This is a genomic window from Ferruginibacter paludis (assembly GCF_030409685.1).
Taxonomy (GTDB): Bacteria; Bacteroidota; Bacteroidia; order Chitinophagales; family Chitinophagaceae; genus Ferruginibacter; species Ferruginibacter paludis.
Map to the genome: position 1 here is coordinate 743,694 of NZ_JAUFQJ010000024.1, position 21,588 is coordinate 765,281.

The 21,588-nt window shown below is 42.1% G+C and carries 19 protein-coding genes; 9 read left to right on the forward strand and 10 right to left on the reverse strand.

Going from position 1 to position 21,588, the window contains the following annotated elements:
* Nucleotides 1-27 precede the first annotated feature (27 nt).
* Together QWZ08_RS27505 and QWZ08_RS27510 are read left to right on the forward strand one after the other, a co-directional pair.
* Nucleotides 28-1,284, forward strand: a complete 1,257-nt coding sequence (locus QWZ08_RS27505; protein WP_290341085.1) for a sugar MFS transporter — start codon at nt 28-30, stop codon at nt 1,282-1,284.
* Nucleotides 1,281-2,126 (forward strand): N-acetylglucosamine kinase, encoded by an 846-nt coding sequence (locus tag QWZ08_RS27510; protein WP_290341087.1) that lies wholly within the window; start codon nt 1,281-1,283, stop codon nt 2,124-2,126. The genes QWZ08_RS27505 and QWZ08_RS27510 overlap by 4 nt, the downstream gene beginning before the upstream one ends.
* On the opposite strand, the gene QWZ08_RS27515 is transcribed toward QWZ08_RS27510, so the two are convergent.
* Nucleotides 2,123-3,682 carry a sodium:solute symporter family protein gene (locus tag QWZ08_RS27515; RefSeq protein ID WP_290341090.1) on the reverse strand — a complete coding sequence of 520 codons (1,560 nt, stop codon included), beginning with the start codon at nt 3,680-3,682 and terminating at the stop codon, nt 2,123-2,125. The genes QWZ08_RS27510 and QWZ08_RS27515 overlap by 4 nt on opposite strands.
* Nucleotides 3,683-3,718: 36 nt before the next feature.
* Entirely contained in the window at nt 3,719-4,660 is a 942-nt protein-coding gene (locus tag QWZ08_RS27520; RefSeq protein ID WP_290341092.1) for a dihydrodipicolinate synthase family protein, read from the reverse strand.
* Nucleotides 4,661-4,833: 173 nt separating this feature from the next.
* On the opposite strand from QWZ08_RS27520, the gene QWZ08_RS27525 reads away from it, so the two are divergent.
* Nucleotides 4,834-6,024: a sialidase family protein gene (locus tag QWZ08_RS27525; RefSeq protein WP_290341093.1), complete on the forward strand. Its 1,191-nt coding sequence runs from the start codon at nt 4,834-4,836 to the stop codon at nt 6,022-6,024.
* 8 nt (nt 6,025-6,032) lie between these two features.
* Here the strand turns inward: QWZ08_RS27525 and QWZ08_RS27530 are convergent, their stop codons facing one another.
* The 5 genes from QWZ08_RS27530 to QWZ08_RS27550 all read right to left on the reverse strand — a co-directional run bounded on the left by QWZ08_RS27530 (nt 6,033) and on the right by QWZ08_RS27550 (nt 11,748).
* Nucleotides 6,033-7,286 (reverse strand): NAD(P)/FAD-dependent oxidoreductase, encoded by a 1,254-nt coding sequence (locus QWZ08_RS27530; protein ID WP_290341095.1) that lies wholly within the window; start codon nt 7,284-7,286, stop codon nt 6,033-6,035.
* 77 nt (nt 7,287-7,363) lie between these two features.
* Nucleotides 7,364-8,860 carry a malate:quinone oxidoreductase gene (locus tag QWZ08_RS27535; protein WP_290341097.1) on the reverse strand — a complete coding sequence of 499 codons (1,497 nt, stop codon included), beginning with the start codon at nt 8,858-8,860 and terminating at the stop codon, nt 7,364-7,366.
* 81 nt (nt 8,861-8,941) lie between these two features.
* On the reverse strand, nt 8,942-10,570 hold the full coding sequence (locus QWZ08_RS27540; RefSeq protein ID WP_290341100.1) for a glycoside hydrolase: 1,629 nt from the start codon (nt 10,568-10,570) through the stop codon (nt 8,942-8,944).
* 63 nt (nt 10,571-10,633) lie between these two features.
* Complete coding sequence (locus QWZ08_RS27545; RefSeq protein WP_290341102.1) at nt 10,634-11,422, reverse strand: SDR family oxidoreductase; 789 nt, start codon at nt 11,420-11,422, stop codon at nt 10,634-10,636.
* A 2-nt stretch (nt 11,423-11,424) separates the two neighbouring features.
* Nucleotides 11,425-11,748 (reverse strand): cupin domain-containing protein, encoded by a 324-nt coding sequence (locus QWZ08_RS27550; protein WP_290341104.1) that lies wholly within the window; start codon nt 11,746-11,748, stop codon nt 11,425-11,427.
* 497 nt (nt 11,749-12,245) lie between these two features.
* Between QWZ08_RS27550 and QWZ08_RS27555 the strand changes: the two genes are divergently transcribed.
* A complete protein-coding gene (locus tag QWZ08_RS27555) occupies nt 12,246-12,617 on the forward strand; it encodes a hypothetical protein (RefSeq protein WP_290341105.1) in 372 nt (123 codons plus the stop codon).
* A 120-nt stretch (nt 12,618-12,737) separates the two neighbouring features.
* On the forward strand, nt 12,738-13,262 hold the full coding sequence (locus QWZ08_RS27560; RefSeq protein WP_290341107.1) for a DinB family protein: 525 nt from the start codon (nt 12,738-12,740) through the stop codon (nt 13,260-13,262).
* Between the two features lie 15 nt (nt 13,263-13,277).
* Here the strand turns inward: QWZ08_RS27560 and QWZ08_RS27565 are convergent, their stop codons facing one another.
* Nucleotides 13,278-14,039 (reverse strand): metallophosphoesterase, encoded by a 762-nt coding sequence (locus QWZ08_RS27565; RefSeq protein ID WP_290341109.1) that lies wholly within the window; start codon nt 14,037-14,039, stop codon nt 13,278-13,280.
* A 249-nt stretch (nt 14,040-14,288) separates the two neighbouring features.
* Here QWZ08_RS27565 and QWZ08_RS27570 point away from each other — a divergent pair, with 249 nt between their 5' ends.
* Nucleotides 14,289-15,710: an MATE family efflux transporter gene (locus QWZ08_RS27570; protein ID WP_290341111.1), complete on the forward strand. Its 1,422-nt coding sequence runs from the start codon at nt 14,289-14,291 to the stop codon at nt 15,708-15,710.
* A gap of 64 nt (nt 15,711-15,774) precedes the next feature.
* Here QWZ08_RS27570 and QWZ08_RS27575 read toward each other — a convergent pair whose 3' ends face one another.
* The gene (locus tag QWZ08_RS27575; RefSeq protein ID WP_290341113.1) at nt 15,775-16,095 is read right to left on the reverse strand and encodes a hypothetical protein; all 321 of its coding nucleotides are present in this window, start codon (nt 16,093-16,095) and stop codon (nt 15,775-15,777) included.
* A 128-nt stretch (nt 16,096-16,223) separates the two neighbouring features.
* Entirely contained in the window at nt 16,224-17,207 is a 984-nt protein-coding gene (locus tag QWZ08_RS27580) for a YihY/virulence factor BrkB family protein (protein ID WP_290341115.1), read from the reverse strand.
* Nucleotides 17,208-17,488: 281 nt separating this feature from the next.
* Here QWZ08_RS27580 and QWZ08_RS27585 point away from each other — a divergent pair, with 281 nt between their 5' ends.
* The 3 genes from QWZ08_RS27585 to QWZ08_RS27595 all read left to right on the forward strand — a co-directional run bounded on the left by QWZ08_RS27585 (nt 17,489) and on the right by QWZ08_RS27595 (nt 21,576).
* Nucleotides 17,489-19,522 carry a kojibiose hydrolase gene (locus QWZ08_RS27585; protein ID WP_290341117.1) on the forward strand — a complete coding sequence of 678 codons (2,034 nt, stop codon included), beginning with the start codon at nt 17,489-17,491 and terminating at the stop codon, nt 19,520-19,522.
* An 89-nt stretch (nt 19,523-19,611) separates the two neighbouring features.
* The gene (locus tag QWZ08_RS27590; RefSeq protein WP_290341119.1) at nt 19,612-20,187 is read left to right on the forward strand and encodes a hypothetical protein; all 576 of its coding nucleotides are present in this window, start codon (nt 19,612-19,614) and stop codon (nt 20,185-20,187) included.
* Nucleotides 20,188-20,250: 63 nt separating this feature from the next.
* A complete protein-coding gene (locus tag QWZ08_RS27595) occupies nt 20,251-21,576 on the forward strand; it encodes a vanadium-dependent haloperoxidase (RefSeq protein ID WP_290341121.1) in 1,326 nt (441 codons plus the stop codon).
* Nucleotides 21,577-21,588 lie beyond the last annotated feature (12 nt).

Consider the following 21,588-nt stretch of genomic DNA (forward strand, 5'->3'; position numbering starts at 1 on the left):
TATTGATTGCCGAAAAGCTCGTTGACTATGCGCATCAAAAAACCAATTTTTATAATCGGCACTTTGTTTTTTGTATTTGGTTTTTTAACCTGGATCGGCTCCGTGTTAATCCCCTATCTTAAAATAGCCTGCCAGTTAAACAGCGTGGCTTCTTACCTGGTAGCATTTTCCTTTTATATTTCTTACATGGTAATGGCCATTCCGGCAGCGGCATTGTTGCAAAGGACAGGATATAAAAAAGGCATGACGTTGGGGTTGTTGCTGATGGCTGTTGGTGCAGCATTGTTTATTCCTGCAGCCTTATCCAGATCTTATATTTCATTTCTTACCGGTTTATTTATACAGGGAGCCGGGTTGGCTATTTTGCAAACCGCTTCCAATCCATATATTACTATTTTGGGGCCGATGGAAAGTGCCGCACGGCGTATCAGCATTATGGGCATCTGCAATGGAATTGCGGGTGTAATCGCTCCGCTGATATTGGGTGCCATTATCTTACAGGATGCAGATGGTATAACGGCACGCCTTGCCGGGATGACCACAGACCAAAAAAAAGACGTATTAAATACTCTTGCTCATCGTGTAGTAGTGCCCTACCTGGTAATAGCCGTCGTGCTCGTAATATTAGCCATCCTGGTGCATTTATCCGGTCTCCCGGAACTGGATACCGATGAAGGGGATGAAGCAGTGGGTATTGCCAATCTTAGTAAAACAAGTATCCTTCAATTTCCGCATTTGCTGTTAGGTGTTGCCACACTGTTTTTATACGTAGGCGTAGAAGTAATTGCAGGCGATTCCATTATTAATTATGGTCCTTCGCAGGGTATTCCGCTTTCGACTGCAAAATTCTTTACCAGCTGTACGCTTGGCTTTATGTTGCTTGGTTATGTGATAGGTATCATCGTTATACCAAAATATATTTCCCAGGTAAGGGTGCTAAAAATATCTTCCTTGCTGGGGCTTATTTTTTCTTGTTTTGCCCTTTTAACCAGCGGGTATATATCTGTTGCTTTCATTGCTTTGCTGGGGCTGGCAAATTCACTGGTTTGGCCATCCATCTGGCCGCTCGCTATTAATGGCTTAGGGCGATTTACAAAAACCGGTTCGTCTTTGTTAATAGCAGCTGTTGGTGGAGGTGCGCTGTTGCCCTTATTGTACGGGTGGCTGGCGGGTCATTACTCACCGCAACACGCTTATGGCATGTTACTTCCCTGCTACCTGTGCATTTTTTATTATGCCATAGCGGGTCATAAAATCGGATTACCAATAAAAACCTCTAAATGATACTTGTTGCTGACAGCGGTTCAACCAAAACAAGCTGGTGCCTCTTAAATGAAAAAGCAGGTCCTGCCTTTTTTAATAGTGAAGGTTATAATCCTTATTTTGTAAACAGCAGTTACATTGTTCAGTCGCTAACTTTAGGCCTGCCATCCACCATACACCCGTTACAGATCAGCTATATTTATTTTTACGGTGCCGGTTGTTTTGAAGATAAGACGCACATTATCAAAGACGCCCTGCGACTGGTTTTTCCAACGGCGACCCTTGCTGTGGGGCTTGATTTGTTAGGTTCTGCAAGAGCTGTATTGCATGATCAGCCTGGCTTTGCTGCTATATTGGGAACCGGTACCAATAGTTGCCTATATGACGGAAGAGCCATCACTGCCAATATAGATTCATTGGGCTATTTACTGGGAGATGAAGGCAGCGGATTTTACATTGGCAGGCAATTGCTGGGCGACTATATCCGGGAGTATATGCCTGCTGCGGTAAGGGCTGAATTTTTTGCCGCCTACGGCCTTACAAGAGAACAAATTATGGACAGGGTATATTCTGAAAAACTTCCTAACCGTTATTGCGCCGGCTTTGTACAGTTTATCTCTGTTAGCACAGCTGATAAAGAATACACCAACCAGCTGGTGAAAAATGCTTTCATTGATTTTTTTGAAAGGCTGGTGACCAAATACCCCAACTACAGGCAGTATAGTTTTAATTGCACCGGATCTGTTGGGTATGCTTTTAAAGATATTTTATCCGCAGTGGCAACCCTGTACGGCATGAAGCCAGGTGTAATTATACGAACGCCTATTGAAGGGCTGGCTAAATATCATTCACTTCAAGGCTAAACATTTTTACGGTTGCCTGTTAGCAAAGAAAAAACGGTTCCTGTTAAAAATATGGTGAGGGTGCCAATTACAATTACCATATTGGTATGAAAGCTGCTTCGGATACCGGAAAGGCTTTCCGGAATTAGGGAAGGAAATGTCATCCAGGCAATTACCAGCACCCCAATAATAACGGCCATTACAGCTTCGGCATTTTTTGCACGGCTGGCGATACCCAGTAAAAAAAGCCCCAGCATACCAGCCGCAAAAATACCAGACAGTTGCCACCACACATCCAGTATGCTTTTAACACCAACCATCGCAATACCGGTTATAATAGACAGTACACCGATCACAAATGTGGAAGTAAAAAGCAACGTCATGGTTTGGCGCTGGCTAATGTCATGTTTTATATAGCGCTTGTAAATATCAAACGTAAACACAGTAGCGCAGGCATTCATTCCCGAGCTGATGGTGCTCATCGCTGCGGAAAGTATTGCTGAAACAATAATGCCGACGATACCAACCGGTAATACATTTACCATAAAATCAGGCAACACTTTATCACCGTAATCGGCTGGCTGCAACGTGTTGGCCATGGCTCCCATTTCGGTTACCGAAGCCACGGAAGGCAAGCGTTCTGCTGCTGCCCTTAGCTTAATGGCATTCAGCATTTCAGGATGCACCTGGTACCAGGCATACAGCGAAGACCCAATTATAAAAAACAGTAATGAAGCGGGCAGGTATATTTTAACACAAAGCCATAACGATTTAGCAGCTTCTTTACCGGAACTCGTAGCTTGGTAACGCTGGATATAATTCTGGTCCATTCCAAAATTATTCAGGTTGATAAAAATGCCGTAAAAGAAAATCACCCAGAAGGTAGAGGTGGTCAAATCCGGCTTAAAACTCCCAAGGCTGAATTTACCATCTGCTTTACCAATGGCAATGATATGATCCACACCGCCCGGCATTTTGCTGATGATAAAATATAAAATAATGATAGCTCCAAATGTCTTGATAATACCTTGGGCAACTTCTGTCCAGATCACGGCTTCCATTCCACCTAATACGGTGTAAACTATAATAATGACACCCATTACAATCATAATGCTTTGCATGGAATAACCCGTCATGGCCTGCAGGCTAAGTGCTATACCAAAAAACACCGAGCCCATACGGGCTAGTTGTGTCAATAAAAAACAAACCACCGCATATGTCCTGGCCCACGCGCCAAAGCGTTTCTCCAGGTGGGTATAGGCAGATACTTCGCCACTGTTTCTGTAAAAAGGAATAAAATATTTTGCCGCAATCCAGGCTGCAAAAGGCATTGATAAACTAAAAACAAAAGCATTCCAGTTGGTGCCAAATGCTTTTCCTGGTACGCCTAAAAAAGTATTGCTGCTTAAAAAAGTGGCATAGATAGAAATGCCTACGGCCCATTGGGGAATCTGACCTGAAGCTTTTGTAAACTGGTCAGGATTTTTATTTTTTTTCGAAAACCAAACCCCGGTCAATATCATGGCCAGCATATACAATGCAATAATGGCGAGGTCCGCAACCGGTAAATGTTTCATAATAGCTTATTGGCAATCGTAGTTCTGCAAAAGGAATTAAATCACTGGCTGTATACCCAGGCGGTCGCACCAGCCAAGAAAACTGGTATGGATGTCATCCAGTGTTTTCTTTTGATCAGGAGTTAATTCCAATGCAAATGTTCTACTGATGGTGCGGATGGGCAAACCCCTTTTCTGTAAAAAATATTTTGCACTCATCGGGTATGCCTGGTGAATCAACGGGTCCACCCTGGTGATTTCTGATTGCAGCCATTTTACGTCCTCCTGCTTGTCCGGGTTGGTGGCATTGTTACACATCCAAACCAAAATTTCAGGATAAAAATTCCCTGAAATAGATGACATGCCTTTGGCACCCGCTTGCAATGAGAACATAGCATTGGGCGAATGCGCATCATAAAATTCAAGGTTATTATTCCCAATCGATTTCAACACATCCAGCTTTGCTTTTACCTGGCTGTGTTCAATAGAAGTATCCTTATGATATACCAGCCGGTTAAAACTTAATAGTTGTTTAAAAACATCTGCTGAAATAATTCTTTTGTAAGGTGCGGGGCATTCATACATACCCAAAGGAATGTTGCCGGTAAGATCAAACATTTTTTCAAAATTGCGCAGCAACACATCATCACCGTCTTCTACATTGGCAAAATGACCGGTAATCATGATGGCTGCGTCGATGCCGGTATAGTATATTTTTTTTGTAAACTTTGCCTTGTCTTCAATGGTCAATCCAAAAGATCCGGTAGCTACTACGGGCACTTTTCCATTTACATACTTAACAATATGCTTGGTAATTTCAAGTCTTTCATCTTCACTGATGCTAAACATTTCACTGCTTAAACAATTCGCAAAAAAACCTTTTACACCTGCCGCCAGGTAAAAATCAACCAGGCTGTTTAAAGCATCCATATCAACGGTTGCCTTCAGGTTAAAAGGTGTAATCATCACCGGAACAAATTTCTTTTCATCGTTGTTCATGCTATTCATATTTAATGGTATAAAACAAGAAAAAGTATATATTTATGATCTGGCATTAAATATAAATCATCCTGATAAAACCCAGCCTGATTTTTATTTTATTAAATAGTTACACCAATTTTTTACCAATTTCGTCCAATAAAAAATAACCCTTTTTAACTTACACATATCAAATGAAACGATTTCTTGTAATTTGCTTTGCCGGCAGTTTTATATCCAATGTCCTGCTGGCACAACCTGCAACAGAAAAAGTATTGCCTGTTTTTGAAAGCTTGATTTTTCCCACGCAACCGCAGCATACGCATGGCAGCAGCATTGTTGCTTTGCCCAATGGGGACATACTGGCGGCATGGTTCCAGGGCAGTGGCGAACGAACTGCAGATGATGTAAAAATTATGGGCGCCCGGTTAAAAAAAGGTGCTTCAGTATGGTCAGCACCGTTTGAAATGGCAGATACGTACGGCTTACCGGATTGTAACCCGGTATTGTTTCTCAACAGCAACAACAAGTTGTTTTTGGTTTGGATTGCCGTACAGGCTCATCGATGGGAATGCTCTGTTCTGAGATTTCGTACAGCTATTGACTACAATAACAGCGGAGCGCCGGTATGGAACTGGCAGGACAATATATTGCTTGCACCAAAAGACAGTTTCGCTACAGAAACAGCTGTCAAATTTAAACAGCTCACCCCCAATATCGGAGGCTCTGGTGCTTATGCTCCTTCTTACGATAATATGATAATAGACGCCAGCAAGGACCTGGCAAAAAGAAGTACTGGCTGGATGACAAGAATAAAACCTTTGCGGCTTGCCGAAGGCAGAATACTATTGCCATTATACTCAGATGGCTATAACATGTCGCTGGTTGCTATTTCTGATGATAACGGCGATACATGGCATGCAAGTCTTCCTATTGTTGGAAGAGGCAATGTACAGCCGGCCCTCGTGCAAAAAAAGAATGGCAATATCGTTGCTTTTATGAGAGATAATGGAGATGACCCGCCAAGGGTACAAACAAGTGAATCGGCAGATAATGGTCAAAGCTGGAGCGCCGCAAAAAAAACTACCATTCCTAACACAGCAAGTGTTGAACTGATAGCAATGAACGATGGCCGCTGGGCATTTGTCGGTTGTGATGAAGATGATGGCCGCTACAGGTTAAGCCTTTATCTATCGGATGACGAGGGTGCCAGCTGGAAGTGGAAAAGAACACTGGAAAACGAAACAAAAGGAAAAGGTAGTTTTTCTTATCCCTGCTTAATACAAACTGCTGACGGGCTGTTGCGCATCAGTTATTCATATTCTTTAGATAAATCCGGTGAAGCCATTAAATATGTGGTAGTAGATCCAAAATCAATTCATTGAGGCAAGGGCTATCGGTTAAATAAAATCTTTAGGTAAAATAACGGGTTCATAAATTTTTTTCTGATATCTACATTCTCAAACATACAACTAATCGTTTCTCTTAACTCTTTACTGCGACTGGCTTTACCGATTACAAAATTAAACAGCCGGGGTTTGCTGGAAAGTATTTGCAGGTAATGACTTAGCTTCAACTCTGCCCATAATTTTTTATAAATGGCTTCGTCGTATTGCTGTAAAAAGGCTGCGGAAAAGTCATTTGCGGCTATTGCTTTTTTTATTTCTCTCGACGCCACCAAACCAGAAACCATTGCATTGCCGATACCCTCTCCTGTAAACGGATCTATCAGTGATGCGGCGTCGCCGGTTAATAAAAAGCGGTTGCCGCTAAGCGTTCTTTTTTTAGAGCCAAGGGGCAAGCCCCAGCCTTCAATGGCTCCTTCCTGCGTTGCATTTTTAAACCGGTCTTTTAAATGGGGATGTGTTTGAATGGCATCCAGCATTAATTGTTTCAGGTTAACTTTTTTCAGTGAAATGTTTTTGCTGAGCATGCCCACACCCACATTGGCGGCACCATTTGCCAACGGAAAAATCCATAGATAACCCGGCTGAAATTCTTTTAAAAAATGCAGCTCAATATAATTTTTTGCATGCAGCCCGCCTACGTTTTTATAATAGCCACGAATACCTGCACTGTAATGTTCAGGTTCCATTTTTTGATGCGCCATTTTTTTTGCCACGATGCTGCCCCTGCCTTCGGCACCCACAATCATTTTGGTAAATATCAGTTTACGTTCACGCCCTTGTTTCACGGTTACCAGTAAACCATCTTCTTTTTCTTCAATGTCTTCAAGTATGGTTTCGATAAGCCAGGTAGCGCAGGGACTTTTAATTAAACCTGCCAGTGTATTATCAAAATCAATGCGCTTGCTTACAAAGCCCGGCGGGTCTTGCAGGCCGGTATCATTTAGTAAAAAGGGCACATTGAGTGTGGCATTACTGGGTGCAATAAATTGTATACCGGTGCAAACAACGGCTTTGTTTTTATCCGCTAAAAAACAATCCTGCCAGGCGGGTGTAATACGTTTTAACATACCGACAGATTTGCCACTTAATGCATCGCCACAAATTTTATCTCTCGGAAAAATAGCTTTGTCAATAATAATGTGGTTGATCTTTTCCTTTGTAAGAAATATAGAAGTGCTTGCCCCGCCGGGCCCTGCACCTGCAATTAAAACACTGGTTGTGTACTGAGGATTATCCAAGATTTTTTATTCAGAAAATTTTAACCATGCAAAATAACAATGTAATATAATATTGTTTGGATGGTTTTTAAACTGCTTTAATTTACCAGTCCCAATACGGCACTTGTTTTTGCCCTGATGGCATCACAGAGGTCCGGATTTTTTACCATTGAACTGCCATAAGACGGTATCATTTTTTTGATGACAGATTGCCATTCGGATGATTTTATTTTCTCCGGAAAACAACGTTCAATCAAGCCAAGCATAATAGATACCGAAGTAGATGCACCTGGTGAAGCACCGAGCAGCGCAGCCAGTGAGCCATCTGCGGCAGCAACTACTTCAGTTCCAAACTCCAGCACGCCCCCTTCTTCCTTATCTTTTTTTATTACCTGTACCCGCTGGCCTGCAATTTCCAAATCCCAGTCTTCCAGCTTTGCTCCGGGTAAAAACTGTTGCAGTGATTTTAATTTATCTTCCGGTGTTTGTAATACTTCGTGGATAAGGTATCTTGTTAAAGGAATATTTTTTAAGCCCACCGAAATCATCGGCACAATATTGCTGAGCTTAACCGACAGGGGCAGATCAAGATAAGATCCGTTCTTTAAAAACTTGGTGCTGAAACCGGCATAGGGTCCGAACAACAATGCTTTTTTTCCTTCAATCAGGCGGGTATCCAAATGCGGTACCGACATGGGCGGTGCTCCTTCCGGCGCTTTACCATACACTTTTGCTCCGTGCCTTTCAATCACAGCGTCATCGGTACAGCGCAGCCATTGCCCACCCACAGGAAAACCTCCAAAGCCCTTGCCTTCGGGTATATCCGATTTTTCCAGCAACCACAACGAGCCGCCGCCTGCGCCAATAAAAACAAATTTGGCATTCAGTTCACGTGAATCTTTTGTAGCCAGGTCTTTTACAGAAATACGCCATTGATCGTTTTCGGCTCTTTCAATATCCCGTACTTCATGCTTCAGGTGCAGGGTTACATTGTCCTGCTGTTGCAGGTGCGTAATCATAGCACGGGTAAGCTCGCCAAAATTTACATCGGTGCCAATATCCATATAGGTAGCCGCTATTTTCTGCGAGGGGTCTCTGCCTTCCATTACAAGCGGCATCCATTCTTTTAATTGTGCAGCATCTTCACTGTACTGCATTTTTTTATAGGGATGATATTGCGTTAGCGCTTCGTACCTTTTTTTAAGATAAGTAACGTTGTCGTCGCCCCATACAAAGCTCATATGCGGTACACTGTTTATAAATCCGGGCTGGATGATTTGCTGCTCTACCATCCAGGACCAGAACTGCCGGCTGACATCAAACGCTTCGTTGATGGCGAGGGCCTTTTTGCAATCGATGGTGCCATTTTCCTTTTCGGGTGTATAGTTCAGTTCGCACAAAGCGGCATGGCCAGTACCTGCATTGTTCCATGCATCTGAACTTTCTCCCGCCACCATATCCAGCCGTTCAAAAATTTCAATGCTGGCTTGCGGCATCAATTCCTTTATCATCATCCCGAGGGTAGCGCTCATAATACCTGCACCTATTAAAATTACATCCACCGCTTTCCCCCCGTTTATTTCATTTTCAATCATCAAAATTTGTTTTGTTTTTTACATCACTTCACATGCCATAAATCTGTGCTGGTTATTTAACCCTTGATCATTGCGTTTTATCTACAAAGAAAATAAGAGTGTAGTGATTGACCTGGCCGGCAATATAATATCATAGCTATTGGCCGTTTTTTCATCTGCCGTGTTTGCAACAGGGTAGGGCATCATATCTTCTCCGGCACCTGCTGATGTTATATACCGTTTGAGCAGCCTTGGTTTTGCAGCCTTTGGTAAACCCTGCAATGCGAAACCGGCAATGGTATTTTCTATCGTATAATTGATCACATTTACCACCAGTGTTTTATCATCTTTAAAGGAAGATACCATTACCTGTTGTGCAGCGGCAATATCGCTTAAACCGTCACTGCGACTGGTTTGCAGCCGGTACATACCCGGGCGCACAAACAAACTGTAGTGCCCCAGCGCCCATAGGTTTTTGGTAACACTGTAAAGTTTTAAACCTGTATCTTTTGGTTCTTTCAGTGCTATTAGATAATACCTTGTATTGCTGTCAGCAGCACCCGGTTCAAAAGCATTCCAATAATGCCAGGCAGTAGCATTGCCTGCCGTAAAATCCTGGTGAATCACTTTCGCTAAAAAGAGTGCGCAATCCATAGCACTTCTTTTTTCGGTAATGACTTTTTCTTTATATCCATCACCGAGCATGCAATATTCCGATTGCCAGTATTCAAGGCGGGGATCGTATCTTTTTAATGTATCTCTCAATTTTTTTCTAGCTCCCAACAGGTTTTCATCACCTTCGTCTGTAAAATATCCATGGCCTTCCACAAAGGATGTTGTATGACTTAAATTGCCAATGAACAAATCGCTTTTGGCATCCCAAAAATGGGCAATCTGCCGGGAAGCTTTTGCGTTGGAATCATACAGATTGGATAACATCCCGGCTTCGGTAGTAATTATTTTTGTGGTCAATTTTTTTTGCTGCAAACTATTGTTCAATGATTTTACCACTTTATAAATTTCTTCGTTTGTCCATGGAGATCCTTCCTGCTTTGCCTTGCCATACTCCCCGCTCCAATCCCATTGCGGCTCGTTTACCGGGCTGATATAACTAAAGTGGCAATTGATTTTATCAAAATGCTGAATGACGGTTGCTAAAAAATTAGTGTAGTTGGAATACTGATCTTCCTTTAAATTACTTATAAAGTCTTTCTGCAGTTTATATCCCAGGCCGTTTTTTGTAAACTGCACAGGTGGACTGTTTACAAATGCAATCAAATCTTTTACTCCATATTCCTTTGCCTGTTTTAGCAACCAGGTATACCCTTGCTGTTTGTTCCAATCGTATTTGCCTTGCGGCGAAAGGAAACACTCTACCCGGCGTGCGGGATCGCTAATACCACTGCTGTCTCCCTGCTCTGCAGTGCCGGCGCCGATATTAAAGCGAAAGGCAGAAAGGCCAATGCCTTTAGGCTGACCATTCTTTTCAAAGCCACGGCTAAACAGACGTTCCGTGATGACTGCCTTTTCCGCTGCCGGCCATTTCTTCCCGATCTCTTCTCCAAACCAACAAGCTGATGCCCCGATATTCCTGATTTTTTGTACAGTGTCACTTAAGTTAATGGTAAAAATTGTCTGGCTTTTTTGTCGCGAAAATGCTGCTGGTAAAAAGAGCAGCAGGGCACTCACAATCCATCCAATTTTCAAATCTGTTTTGTATAAATATTCCATAAAAGAACTGGTTTAAAATAAACTGGTTTATTAAAATATGCCGCATTGTTTTTTGGCAGTTGGTTACAAACTGCCGGTTCTTCCACCATCAACCGGGATATTTACGCCGTTGATATAAGCTGCCGCAGGTGTACATAAAAAAGCCGCGACTCCTCCAAATTCTTCCGGTTGACCCAGGCGTTTTGCCGGAATGCTGTTCACAATATCTTTTTCAATATCGGCTGAAGTAACGCCCTGGTTACTGGCTTGCTTTTCAAAAAGGTATTTTAACCGGTCGGTATTGGTGTAACCAGGTAAAACATTGTTGACCGTAATGCCGGAGTGGGCAATTTCATTGGCCAGTGTTTTTGCCCAGTTGGCCACTGCCGCCCGAATGCTATTTGAAATCCCCAGCCCATTGATGGGTTGTTTAACAGCGGTAGAAACAATATTGATGATGCGCCCATATCCAGCCTGCTGCATGCCCGGCACCAATAGTTGCGCCAGTAAATGACTGCTTACAACATGTGACAGAAAAGCTTTTTCAAGGTCTGCAGCATTAGTATCAATCATAGGCCCCGACGGCGGTCCGCCTGCGTTATTGATTAAGATATGTATCGTTCCATGTTGATGCATCCATTCTTCCACAACTGCTTTTGCTTTTTCAGGATCAGAGAGATCTGTCACCAGGTAATGATGTCGCTGGCCTGCGGTGCTATTCAGTTGTTGAAGGGCTTCCACTAATTTACTTTCTGTACGGCTTGCGATAATAACTGTTGCACCCAGTAAGGCAAGTTCTTTAGCTGTTGCTAGTCCAAGTCCTTGCGAGCCTCCGCAAACAAGAGCAGTTTTATTAATCAGGTTAAGGTTCATGTTTAAAATTTATAATCTTCTCTTTCCGGTGTAAAAACATCCAGCAATTCGCAGGCCGTAATGGCCCTGCCACTATGTACTGCGTACGGCGGAATTATCGCCACGGTGCCGGGTTCTAAAATTGTTGTCTCGCCATTTACTGTTAATTCAAATCTGCCTCTTAATACATTGGCCACTTGTTCGTGCAGGTGGTTATGTTCGGGCACTTCAGCCCCCGCCTTCACATCCCAGTAAATAAAACTCATGGTACCTGTATGGATTCCCCGTGCGGTAAAACCCGGAAAAATTTCTTTTTCAGGCAGGTTCTCTAATTCTATAAAAGGCATGTTATATGGTTTATTGAACAAATGTAATACTAAGATGATAAGCGAATATGCTTTGCCCTTAAACAGTTATACAAATTTCTTTTTGTATCATCATGAACTTTATAAAGAGGTAGTTTGCTCTGTATCCTGAAACTTAAAATTGGTAATTAAAAAAAAAGCTGTAGTTTTACAATGCTTCTACGTACCCTGACTCCAACATCCGTTTAACAACCAACCATTCCAATTTAGATTTAAACTTTACACCAGTCATTTTGTCCAACATCTTGCGAACGCCAATAACTGGCACGGCAAATGCACATTAGTTTATAAAATCCTTCTATACTTTTTTTGATTTATTCCTATCCTGTTTAAAAATCATCCGTTATTGCTGTTTCTGATTTAGTGCGAAATGCACATTGGTACCATACTTTAACTTGTTCCACTATCTGCACTGAAAACCGGGAAATTATCTTAAATACAAACACCGGTAAATACCGTAAATTTTAAAAAATACTTGTATGGAACATTATTACAGCGCCTATACCCGGACGATTAATAACAGCCTTTATTTTTTTGTAAAGAAATATATCCGTTACACTGAAGTAAAAGATGCACCGGCCATGCTGGAAGGTTTTGGTATGCATACAGACTTTGATAAGGCCTGCAATATTGCCGGTATAAAAGATGCAGAATTAAAAGAATGGCTTAAGGCAGAAGCAAGGCCATCAAAAGTGCATCCTGAAAAAGTTGCGCCAGTTATACCCATTCTTTCCAAAAACTTCAGGGTGGAACATGTCAATAACAGAACAGCACTGGTGAATAAATTATCTGGCATTAAAAAAAGTATAACAGACAGAATGCCACAGTGGATGGCCATTTCACATTCTTAAAGACAGTATCTTTTTAGTATATATATTTGCAACAGGGTATTTTGGTAATTCAAAATACCCTGTTTTTTTGGACCACAATAACCTCTTTATTTCGGATTGATAAAATAATTTTTACAAAATATGGCAGATCAAAATTTAGAGGTTTGGCAACGGGGCCCTGTAGCAGATGTGCCTCCTTTACTGCAACCTGTTGCACATGCGCTGTTGCAGGCAAGAGAAGAATTAGCTGTACTGTTGCAAGATTTTCCTGGCAGCTTGTTATGGGAAAGACCCGCCGGTGTTGCCTCTCCGGCATTTCATTTACAACATTTATCTGGCGTGCTGGACAGGGTGTTCACTTATGCACGCGGCGAAGCACTGACTACTCATCAACTGGAGCAATTGCATGCAGAAGATATCGCTCCTCAACCAGGTGTTGATACCAACGCACTGTTAACCCGCTTTAATCACCAGGTAGATATAGCGCTTACCCAATTAAAAAATACAGACGAAAAAATACTTACGGAATTCAGAGGCGTGGGACGAAAGCAGTTGCCTTCAACTGTGATTGGTTTGCTGGTGCATGGCGCAGAACATACCATGCGGCATGTGGGTCAATTGATGGTAACGGTAAAATTTTTACAACACAATAACACAAAGAAATAATTCTTTGCCAATTGTTTATACAATCTCAATCACTGCATCATTTTGGAAACCTGCATTTTCCCTGAATTTAATATAGCCAAGCTGGTTGGTGATGAGTTTGGTTTTGCCAATGTTAAATGCAGGCGTATTAAAATGGTGGTGGCCATACAACCAGTAATCAATGCCTGACTGTTCAATCAATGTATGCAGTTCGGTTGCAAAGGCTTCATTCAAAACATCTCTTTTATATTTTGCCGGGTACTGTAAAAATGTTGGAACATGATGGGTGATTACCATGGTGGCGGTATCTGCTTTAATCGCTAATTCATGTTCAATAAAGCTTTTGCATTGGCCATGCAGTGTGTTATAATCATCAGGAGCGAAAACCCTTTCGCCAAAGTTGATAGCACGAAAATCAGCCATCCTCCTTTGAATAAAAAAAGCTGCATCTGGTGATATAGCAGACCACAATGTTGAAAAGATTAATCTTGCCTTATTCGTTTGTATCGTTTGATTATTGACTAACAAAACATTGCTTCGAATAGCTTCATTGATAGTGCCGCTTTTTGTACTGATGTCCCAATAATAATACTCATGATTTCCCGGAACCCAATAGGTTGTTTCAAAGTTATCAGCCAGGTAATTAAAAAAATCATGCTGTTCTTCGATTATTGCAAAAGGCACTATATCACCGGCCATTACCAATATATCTCCCGCAGGTTTTAACGGATGTTTTTTTATAAACTTGTTATTCTGTATAAACTCCAGGTGAAGATCAGAACAGTATTGTATTTTCATTTCTTAATAAATAGCCGTTGTAAAATTAGGTCACCTGTATGGCAACCATGAGATAATTCTGTACTCAATTATTTTCAGGATGATTGTTTTTAAAAACTAAATCCCTATTTTTATAATCTCAATTTAAGTTTATGAAAATGGTTCCGGGTTCTGTCATCTGCTAAGAACCTCTTTTTTACCGGTAAAAATTAACAGCTCATCCCTTGGCTGTGCCTTACATTTCATCTACATCTAAATCTACTTTACAAAATGGAACAAGCCATACCTGCCAATAAACTATCTTATTATTTTACCTTACTAAAACAAGCCATCAACGGACACGAAATGGATTATACCTCCGGCAGCCTGCGGAAAGCCGTGCTGATGCTGGCCATACCCATGATGCTGGAAATGTGCATGGAGAGCGTATTTGCAGTGGTTGACCTTTATTTTGTCGGCCATTTGAAAGATGCCAGCCATGCCATACAAACTGTTGGTCTAACAGAATCCGTACTCACCATTATTTATTCGCTGGCCATTGGCATGAGCATGGCTGCCACCGCAGTAGTAGCCCGTCGCATTGGTGAAAAAAATCCGGAAGCTGCTGCACATGCGGGCATACAGGCCATAGTGGTTGCACTTGCCGTAACCATATTAATCAGCATCGGAGGATGGGTTTTTGCCGCTGACATTTTGCGCTGGATGGGTGCTTCTGCCGACACTGTTTTAAAGGGGACAGGCTTTGTCCGCATCATGATGGGCGCCAGCATTGTGATCATGCTGCTCTTTTTAATCAATGGTATTTTTAGGGGAGCCGGCAATGCGGCCATGGCAATGAAAAGTTTGTGGCTGGCCAACATCTGCAATATTATTTTATGTCCTATCCTGATTAACGGACTTGGACCAATACCTGCACTGGGTTTGGAAGGTGCTGCCTGGGCTACGGTGATTGGCCGCGGCAGCGGGGTCGTTTACCAGTTGTATCATTTGATAAATGGCAGCAGCCAGTTAAAAATTAAGGAAGATCACTGGGGACCAGACTGGGCGGTGATTGGTTCGCTTGTAAAAATTGCGGCGCCGGGTATTTTGCAATTTATTATAGGTAGCTGCAGCTGGATATTTTTAGCACAGCTGGTAGCTACAACAGGCGGGGAAACCGGCTCGGCAGGTTACCAGACAGCACTGCGTTTGATGATGTTTTTTTTATTGCCTGCATGGGGCCTCAGTAATTCTGCTGCAACGCTGGTGGGCCAAAACCTGGGTGCCAAACAATTGCAGCGTGCAGAAGAATCTGTGAAAAAAACCATCTACTACAATGTAATATTTATGGCCGTAGTAACTGTCATTTTCTGGGTGATGGGAAATTACCTCGTGTCATTTTTTACAGCAGATGAAGCCATCCGGAAAGTGGCAACGCAGGCAGGGCGTATCATTGCATCGGGCTATGTTTTTTACGGCATAGGTATGGTGATGATGAACACGTTTAACGGTGCCGGCGATACATGGACGCCTACCATTATTAACTTTTGCGGCTTCTGGTTAATCCAGATTCCATTGGCGTATATGCTGGCTAAATATTTTGAATGGGGACCTTTAGGCGTTTTTATTGCCATACCAGTTGCTGAGACTGCCATCACACTGGCTGGTTATTTTTACTTCAGAAAAGGGAAATGGAAAACGATCAAAGTGTAAAACAATTTTTTTATTCACAGGATTTTAAATGTGCAGGTTGTAAATCAATCTGCACATTTTAGTTTTACCCAAACAGACAAAAAAGCAAGACGACTCCAATACCAATACATCCTCCCAATACGCCTGCCCATACATCCGGCAATTCGTAATGCCCTTTTCCGGTTATTAACGAGTATAGTTCAAATGCATAGCAGCCTGCAAATAATATCACAAACGCGGCGGCGGTATCCAGCCAGGTATGTTTTGGGAATGCCGATAAGCAGATTATTTGCAGCGATGCACCCAGGGGAATGCCGACAAAAAAATGCTTCCATTTATCAGGTGCTATCTTTTTCAGTACAAAAAAATAAAAGTGAGCAAAATGGTTAGTGCTGATAAAATTCATTCTTTTTAATGAAGAATAAAAAGACTTTTATTTGATTGGTATTTGCCGGCACATGTGCAGAAAGGAGTTTAAAAATCAAATTACAAACTTGTAAGTTATACAAAAATTGTTGATCAAATTGCTCACAATTATTTTTTGTTATTTGTCACCTCGCCGTGATTGGTTTCCATCGTCATACTTTCCTTGGATTGAATACTTTGCTTGCCGGTTTCAACTTCTACCATTTTTGTTGTTACAGCATACTGGTTTGGGTGAATAGGTGATCCATACTTTACGGCATAAGCCTTGGTAAGTTCTGCACCGAAATAGAGTATCAATGAAGAATAATAGATCCATAACAATAAAACTACCAGCGAACCTGCGGCACCATAAGTGCTGCCCACATGGCTTTTGCTGATGTAAAAAGAAATACCAAATTTCCCCAGCATAAACAAAAATGCGGTAGCCATGGCACCAGCCAGCACATCTTTCCATTGAATATCGGCATCAGGCAATACTCTGAATATAACGCCGAAAATGAGTGTTGTAACACTAAAAGTGATCAATACATTGATGATATAAAATACAATAACAGCCACACCGGGAAATTGATTGGTAAGCCTCTCGCTGAAACCATCAATAATGGAACTGATAGAAAGTGATACAAGCAATAAAAACCCCAGGCTAATGATAACAGAAAAAGAAAGCAGCCTGTTTTGTATCATTTTCAACCAGCCTCTTTTAGGCTTTGGTTTAAGGCCCCAAATACTGTTGATGGAATCCTGGATTTCTGCAAAAATTGATGTAGCCCCCAGTACCAATGTTACCGTGCCCACAATCGCGGCTAATTTGCTTTTGCCGGCCAGTGATGCATTCTTTATCATATCCTGTAACTGCACTGCCGTATCGGAGCCCACAAAACCTGCCAGCTGTCCGTAAATTTTTCCTTCAACCGCTTCCCTGCCTAAAAACATGCCACATAAAGAAATAATTACTATCAGCAACGGCGCCATTGAAAATACAGTGTAGTATGCCAGTGAACCGCTCAGTTTCATCACTTTATTATCACTAAAGCCACTAAAAGCATTTTTAAATATTTCTATCAATCCTTTAAAAGAAAATTTTTTCTGCATCCGGGTAGTTTTTCTATGCAGAAAACAAATAAGCGGCCAGTAATTTTATCCCTGTAATACAATGGTCACAATTGTGTACGGGAAAAATACGCTACAGTAAACGACAGATTGTTGGCTTTTTGAACACCGGTTTGGGTAAGTGCTGATTGATATTGCACCGGAACGCAGGCAAAATATTTCCTCAGGCCATCATGTAATCAAAAAATTATATGGTCAGTTTTGTAGTGTAATGTTTATTTTTAAACAATATCTTTCCAACCTGTCAAATTACTATTGCTGCCATGATACAAAAACTTTTATTAGCCCCTGCCTTGTTCTTATTATTTACTGCAAGTTTAACCGCACAAGACCCGTGGAATATCGCTGCCGTTAAAATAGATCCCTCAAATTATTATGGAATTACGGTTGCCAATGGCATGATTGGCGTCGTGTCTTCACCGGAGCCGTTTAAGGTAAAAGATGTAGTGCTGGCCGGCGCTTACGACCTGTATGGCCGTGGCCGGGTGAGTAATTTTTTAAGAAGTTTTAACCTGCTCAATATGTACCTGGAAGTGGATGGCAAACGCATCGGCAGTGCGGATGCTGCCAATATGAAGCAACAGCTGGATATGCACCATGCCAATTTTACAACCACTTTTAATTATGGTGATAAAGCAGATGTTAGCTATACTTATTATTCCTTGCGCCAGTTGCCATTTACGGTTTTAATGGATGTTACTGTTACTGCGAAAAAAGATATTACGATTAACAGCGCCAGCGTGATGGAAGCGCCAGATGCCTTAAAGGAAGTGCAGAATTATTACAATGAAATTGACCGGCCGCATGTAGTCATCAGCCTGCTCACGTCAACCGCCAAAAGTCCAACGGGTAAATTGCAAATGTGCGCCAGCAACACTTTTTTATTCAGCGAAAAACATGGGGAAGAGCCAAGAGTCATTCACGAAATGTGGGATAACAATATGCACCTGATGAAGTTTACCAAGAAAATAAAAGCGGGTGAAACATATCATTTTTCTATTGCCGGTTCCTCCATCACTTCTGCGCACCATGACGACCCGTTGAACGAAGCAGAGCGAATGACCATCACAGCCAAATTGGAAGGCAGGGACAGGTTGATTGCGTTTCACAATAAGGCGTGGGATGAAATCTGGAAAAGTGATATCACCATCGACGGTGATCCGCAGGCGCAACAGGATATACACAGCATGATGTATCACTTATACTCTTTTGTACGGGAAGGTACGGCTTTAAGTCCTTCACCGATGGGTTTAAGCGGACTAGGCTACAATGGTCATGTATTTTGGGATACGGAGTTGTGGATGTATCCCGCGATATTAGTCCTGCATCCTGAAATGGCTAAAAGCCTTGTGGAATACAGGTTTCAGCGCCTGGGAGCTGCCAAACAAAACGCTTTTAACCATGGTTTTAAAGGCGCCATGTTTCCCTGGGAAAGTGCGGGCACGGGCGTAGAAGAAACACCGGTTTGGGCATTGAGCGGTCCGTTCGAACACCATATTACTGCCTGCGTGGGCATTGCTGCCTGGAATTATTATTGCGTAACGCAGGATAAGGACTGGCTGCGTGAAAAAGGATATCCTATACTAAAAGAAACCGCCCTTTTTTGGGCAAGCCGTGTGGAAAGAAACGGCCCGGGTAAATATGAAATTAAAAATGTGGTTGCTTCTGATGAATGGGCTGAAAATATAGACAATGACGCGTTTACCAATGCAGCCGCCAAAGCGGTATTGCAACATGCCACAGAAGCGGCTGTTTTATTAGGCATAAAACCAGATGCAGACTGGATGAACGTGGCCAATAATATTCCCATTTTGAAAATAGACAATGGTGTTACACGGGAACATGGTTCTTACAATGGCGAAGGCATTAAACAGGCCGATGTAAACCTGCTTGCTTATCCGCTAAAAGAAATTACCGATACCAAACAAATCAGGAAAGACCTGGAATATTATGAAACAAGGGTGCCCAACGAAGGCACACCTGCCATGACGCAAGGGGTGTTTGCTTTATTGTATGCAAGGCTGGGCGATGGTGGCAAAGCCTACCATTTTTTCCAGGATGCTTACCTGCCTAACTTAAACCCGCCACTCAGGGTAATCGCTGAAACCAAGGGCGGCACCAATCCCTATTTTGCTACCGGTGCCGGCGGCATTTTGCAAAGTGTGCTGATGGGTTTTGGCGGACTTGAAATTACCCCGAAAGGCATTGTTCAAATTAAAACCGCCTTACCCCCCAATTGGAAAAGTGTAACCCTAACCGGTATTGGAGTGGATAAAAAAACATATATCAATAAGTAAAAACTGCGCTTTTTTCTGCAGTGAATAAAAATAAATCGCACCAAATGCGCCACCAATAAGAATTTTTATTATTTTCACTTTTCCAAACAATGCGTAAAACTGCTGCCATACTACTTTTAATGCTGTTTGTATTCAACACCATTGGATATAAACTGTGGTTCAGCATCGCCATGCAACAGGCCGATAACAGGCTGGAAGCCGCACTGGATAAGAATAATTTTAACGAGCAGGACCTGTTTACTTTAAAAATTCCCATCAACTTACCTTACCAGAATACCTGGGCCAGTTTTGAAAGAATCAATGGCGAAATTACAGTGGATGGAGAAACATACATGTACGTTCAACGTAAAGTAGCGAATGATACCATGTATTTACAATGCATCCGCCATGCAGAAAAAAATGACCTGCAACAAAAATCAAACGATTATTTTGGAAAAATAAATGATGTCAATGGCAGCAGTGATGCTAAAAAAATGCCTGGCAAAACTTCCGGCATGGTGAAGTTTGCCGCATCTGATTTTACAAATGATATTATCTCCTGGAAATGTATTTCGTTTATAGCCGACCCCCTGGTCTATGCTATCAAACCTTCATTGGATAACAGTTCCGCTCACATCCTGCAACTGATTAAACCTCCGCAGGCAAGTACTTCTTTCACAGCATAGTTACTTAATTTCAGCGATCATTTATACGTTGCTGATACTGTCCATTTACTATAACAACAAAAGATGAGAAGACTTTTTGTATGTCTTTGCATTGTAGCATCATTGTATTCCTGCAAGCAAAACATCGAGTATAAAGCGTACCTGCATGACCCACAGTTGTTTTCCAACACAGTACATGAACTGAATAGTGTTGTAATGGGAAATAATTTTCCACCAATGATTGCCGCACGCAATTACACTTATGGCGCAATAGCAGCGTACGAAGTAATCGCAGCGGGCTATCCAAAAAAATACCAGTCACTGGTGGGACAGGTGCACGGGCTTACTGCGGTAGCAAAACCAGCAGCCAATACGCCGGTTGATTTTGAGCTGGCCGCATTATTAGCTTATATTAAAGTTGGTGAAGCGGTTACATTTCCGGAAGGAAGTATGCAGGAATATAAAGACAGTATTTTGAAACTGGCACGAGATAAAGGTTTGCCGGAAAATATTGAAACTGCCTCACAGACATTTGCAGACAGTATGAGCGCAAGTATCATAAGATGGAGTAAAAAAGATAATTATGCTGAAACAAGAAGTGCTGAAAAATACACCGTAAGAGATGAACCCGGCCGCTGGGTTCCTACGCCGCCCATGTATGCGCAGGCCGCAGAACCCCACTGGATGGAAATAAGGACCATGGCTATCGACAGTGCCAACCAGTTTTTAACACCGCCGCCTATCCCTTTTGATATTACTGATAAAAAGAGTAAGTATTACGAGCAGTTAATGGCGATCAAAAATGCAATAGACAGCTTAACCGATGAACAAAAGCATATAGCTGACTTTTGGGATGATAATCCTTTTAAACTCAATGTTTCTGGTCATGTAATGTTCGGTACAAAAAAGTTTTCTCCCTCAGGTCACTGGATGAGTATAATTGGCATTGCGGCTAAACAAGCTAAATCCAGTTACGATGAAACGGTGTATGCATACGCCAAAACTTCCATTGCCTTATTTGATGCATTCATTCAATGTTGGCAGGTGAAGTATACGTACAATACCGTGCGTCCTGAAACAGTGATCAACAAATACATTGATCCTAACTGGAGACCTTATTTGCAAACACCGGCTTTTCCGGAATATACCTGCGGACATTCAACCATTTCATCAGCAGCAGCGGAAGCATTAACTGATATTTACGGTGATAATTTTGCCTACACAGATAGCACGGAGCTTGAGTTTGGCATTCAAAACCGCAACTTTACTTCTTTCAGGCAGGCGGCACTGGAAAATAACTCAGCCAGGTTTTACGGCGGCATTCATTTTCACCCATCCTGCATCGTAAGCAATGCCGTGGGCAAACAAGTAGGCGACTTTATTAACGGTAAATTGAAAATGAAAAAATAACAATCTGTGCCG

Coding starts and splice junctions, on each gene's coding strand:
- QWZ08_RS27505 (WP_290341085.1), top strand. CDS start 28: ATGCGCATCAAAAAACCAATTTTTATAATCGGCACTTTGTTTTTTGTA.
- QWZ08_RS27570 (WP_290341111.1), top strand. CDS start 14,289: ATGGAACAAGCCATACCTGCCAATAAACTATCTTATTATTTTACCTTA.
- QWZ08_RS27535 (WP_290341097.1), bottom strand. CDS start 8,860: ATGATTGAAAATGAAATAAACGGGGGGAAAGCGGTGGATGTAATTTTA.
- QWZ08_RS27545 (WP_290341102.1), bottom strand. CDS start 11,422: ATGAACCTTAACCTGATTAATAAAACTGCTCTTGTTTGCGGAGGCTCG.
- QWZ08_RS27550 (WP_290341104.1), bottom strand. CDS start 11,748: ATGCCTTTTATAGAATTAGAGAACCTGCCTGAAAAAGAAATTTTTCCG.
- QWZ08_RS27565 (WP_290341109.1), bottom strand. CDS start 14,039: ATGAAAATACAATACTGTTCTGATCTTCACCTGGAGTTTATACAGAAT.
- QWZ08_RS27525 (WP_290341093.1), top strand. CDS start 4,834: ATGAAACGATTTCTTGTAATTTGCTTTGCCGGCAGTTTTATATCCAAT.
- QWZ08_RS27580 (WP_290341115.1), bottom strand. CDS start 17,207: ATGCAGAAAAAATTTTCTTTTAAAGGATTGATAGAAATATTTAAAAAT.
- QWZ08_RS27540 (WP_290341100.1), bottom strand. CDS start 10,570: ATGGAATATTTATACAAAACAGATTTGAAAATTGGATGGATTGTGAGT.
- QWZ08_RS27510 (WP_290341087.1), top strand. CDS start 1,281: ATGATACTTGTTGCTGACAGCGGTTCAACCAAAACAAGCTGGTGCCTC.
- QWZ08_RS27555 (WP_290341105.1), top strand. CDS start 12,246: ATGGAACATTATTACAGCGCCTATACCCGGACGATTAATAACAGCCTT.
- QWZ08_RS27575 (WP_290341113.1), bottom strand. CDS start 16,095: ATGAATTTTATCAGCACTAACCATTTTGCTCACTTTTATTTTTTTGTA.
- QWZ08_RS27595 (WP_290341121.1), top strand. CDS start 20,251: ATGAGAAGACTTTTTGTATGTCTTTGCATTGTAGCATCATTGTATTCC.
- QWZ08_RS27585 (WP_290341117.1), top strand. CDS start 17,489: ATGATACAAAAACTTTTATTAGCCCCTGCCTTGTTCTTATTATTTACT.
- QWZ08_RS27515 (WP_290341090.1), bottom strand. CDS start 3,682: ATGAAACATTTACCGGTTGCGGACCTCGCCATTATTGCATTGTATATG.
- QWZ08_RS27590 (WP_290341119.1), top strand. CDS start 19,612: ATGCGTAAAACTGCTGCCATACTACTTTTAATGCTGTTTGTATTCAAC.
- QWZ08_RS27520 (WP_290341092.1), bottom strand. CDS start 4,660: ATGAACAACGATGAAAAGAAATTTGTTCCGGTGATGATTACACCTTTT.
- QWZ08_RS27560 (WP_290341107.1), top strand. CDS start 12,738: ATGGCAGATCAAAATTTAGAGGTTTGGCAACGGGGCCCTGTAGCAGAT.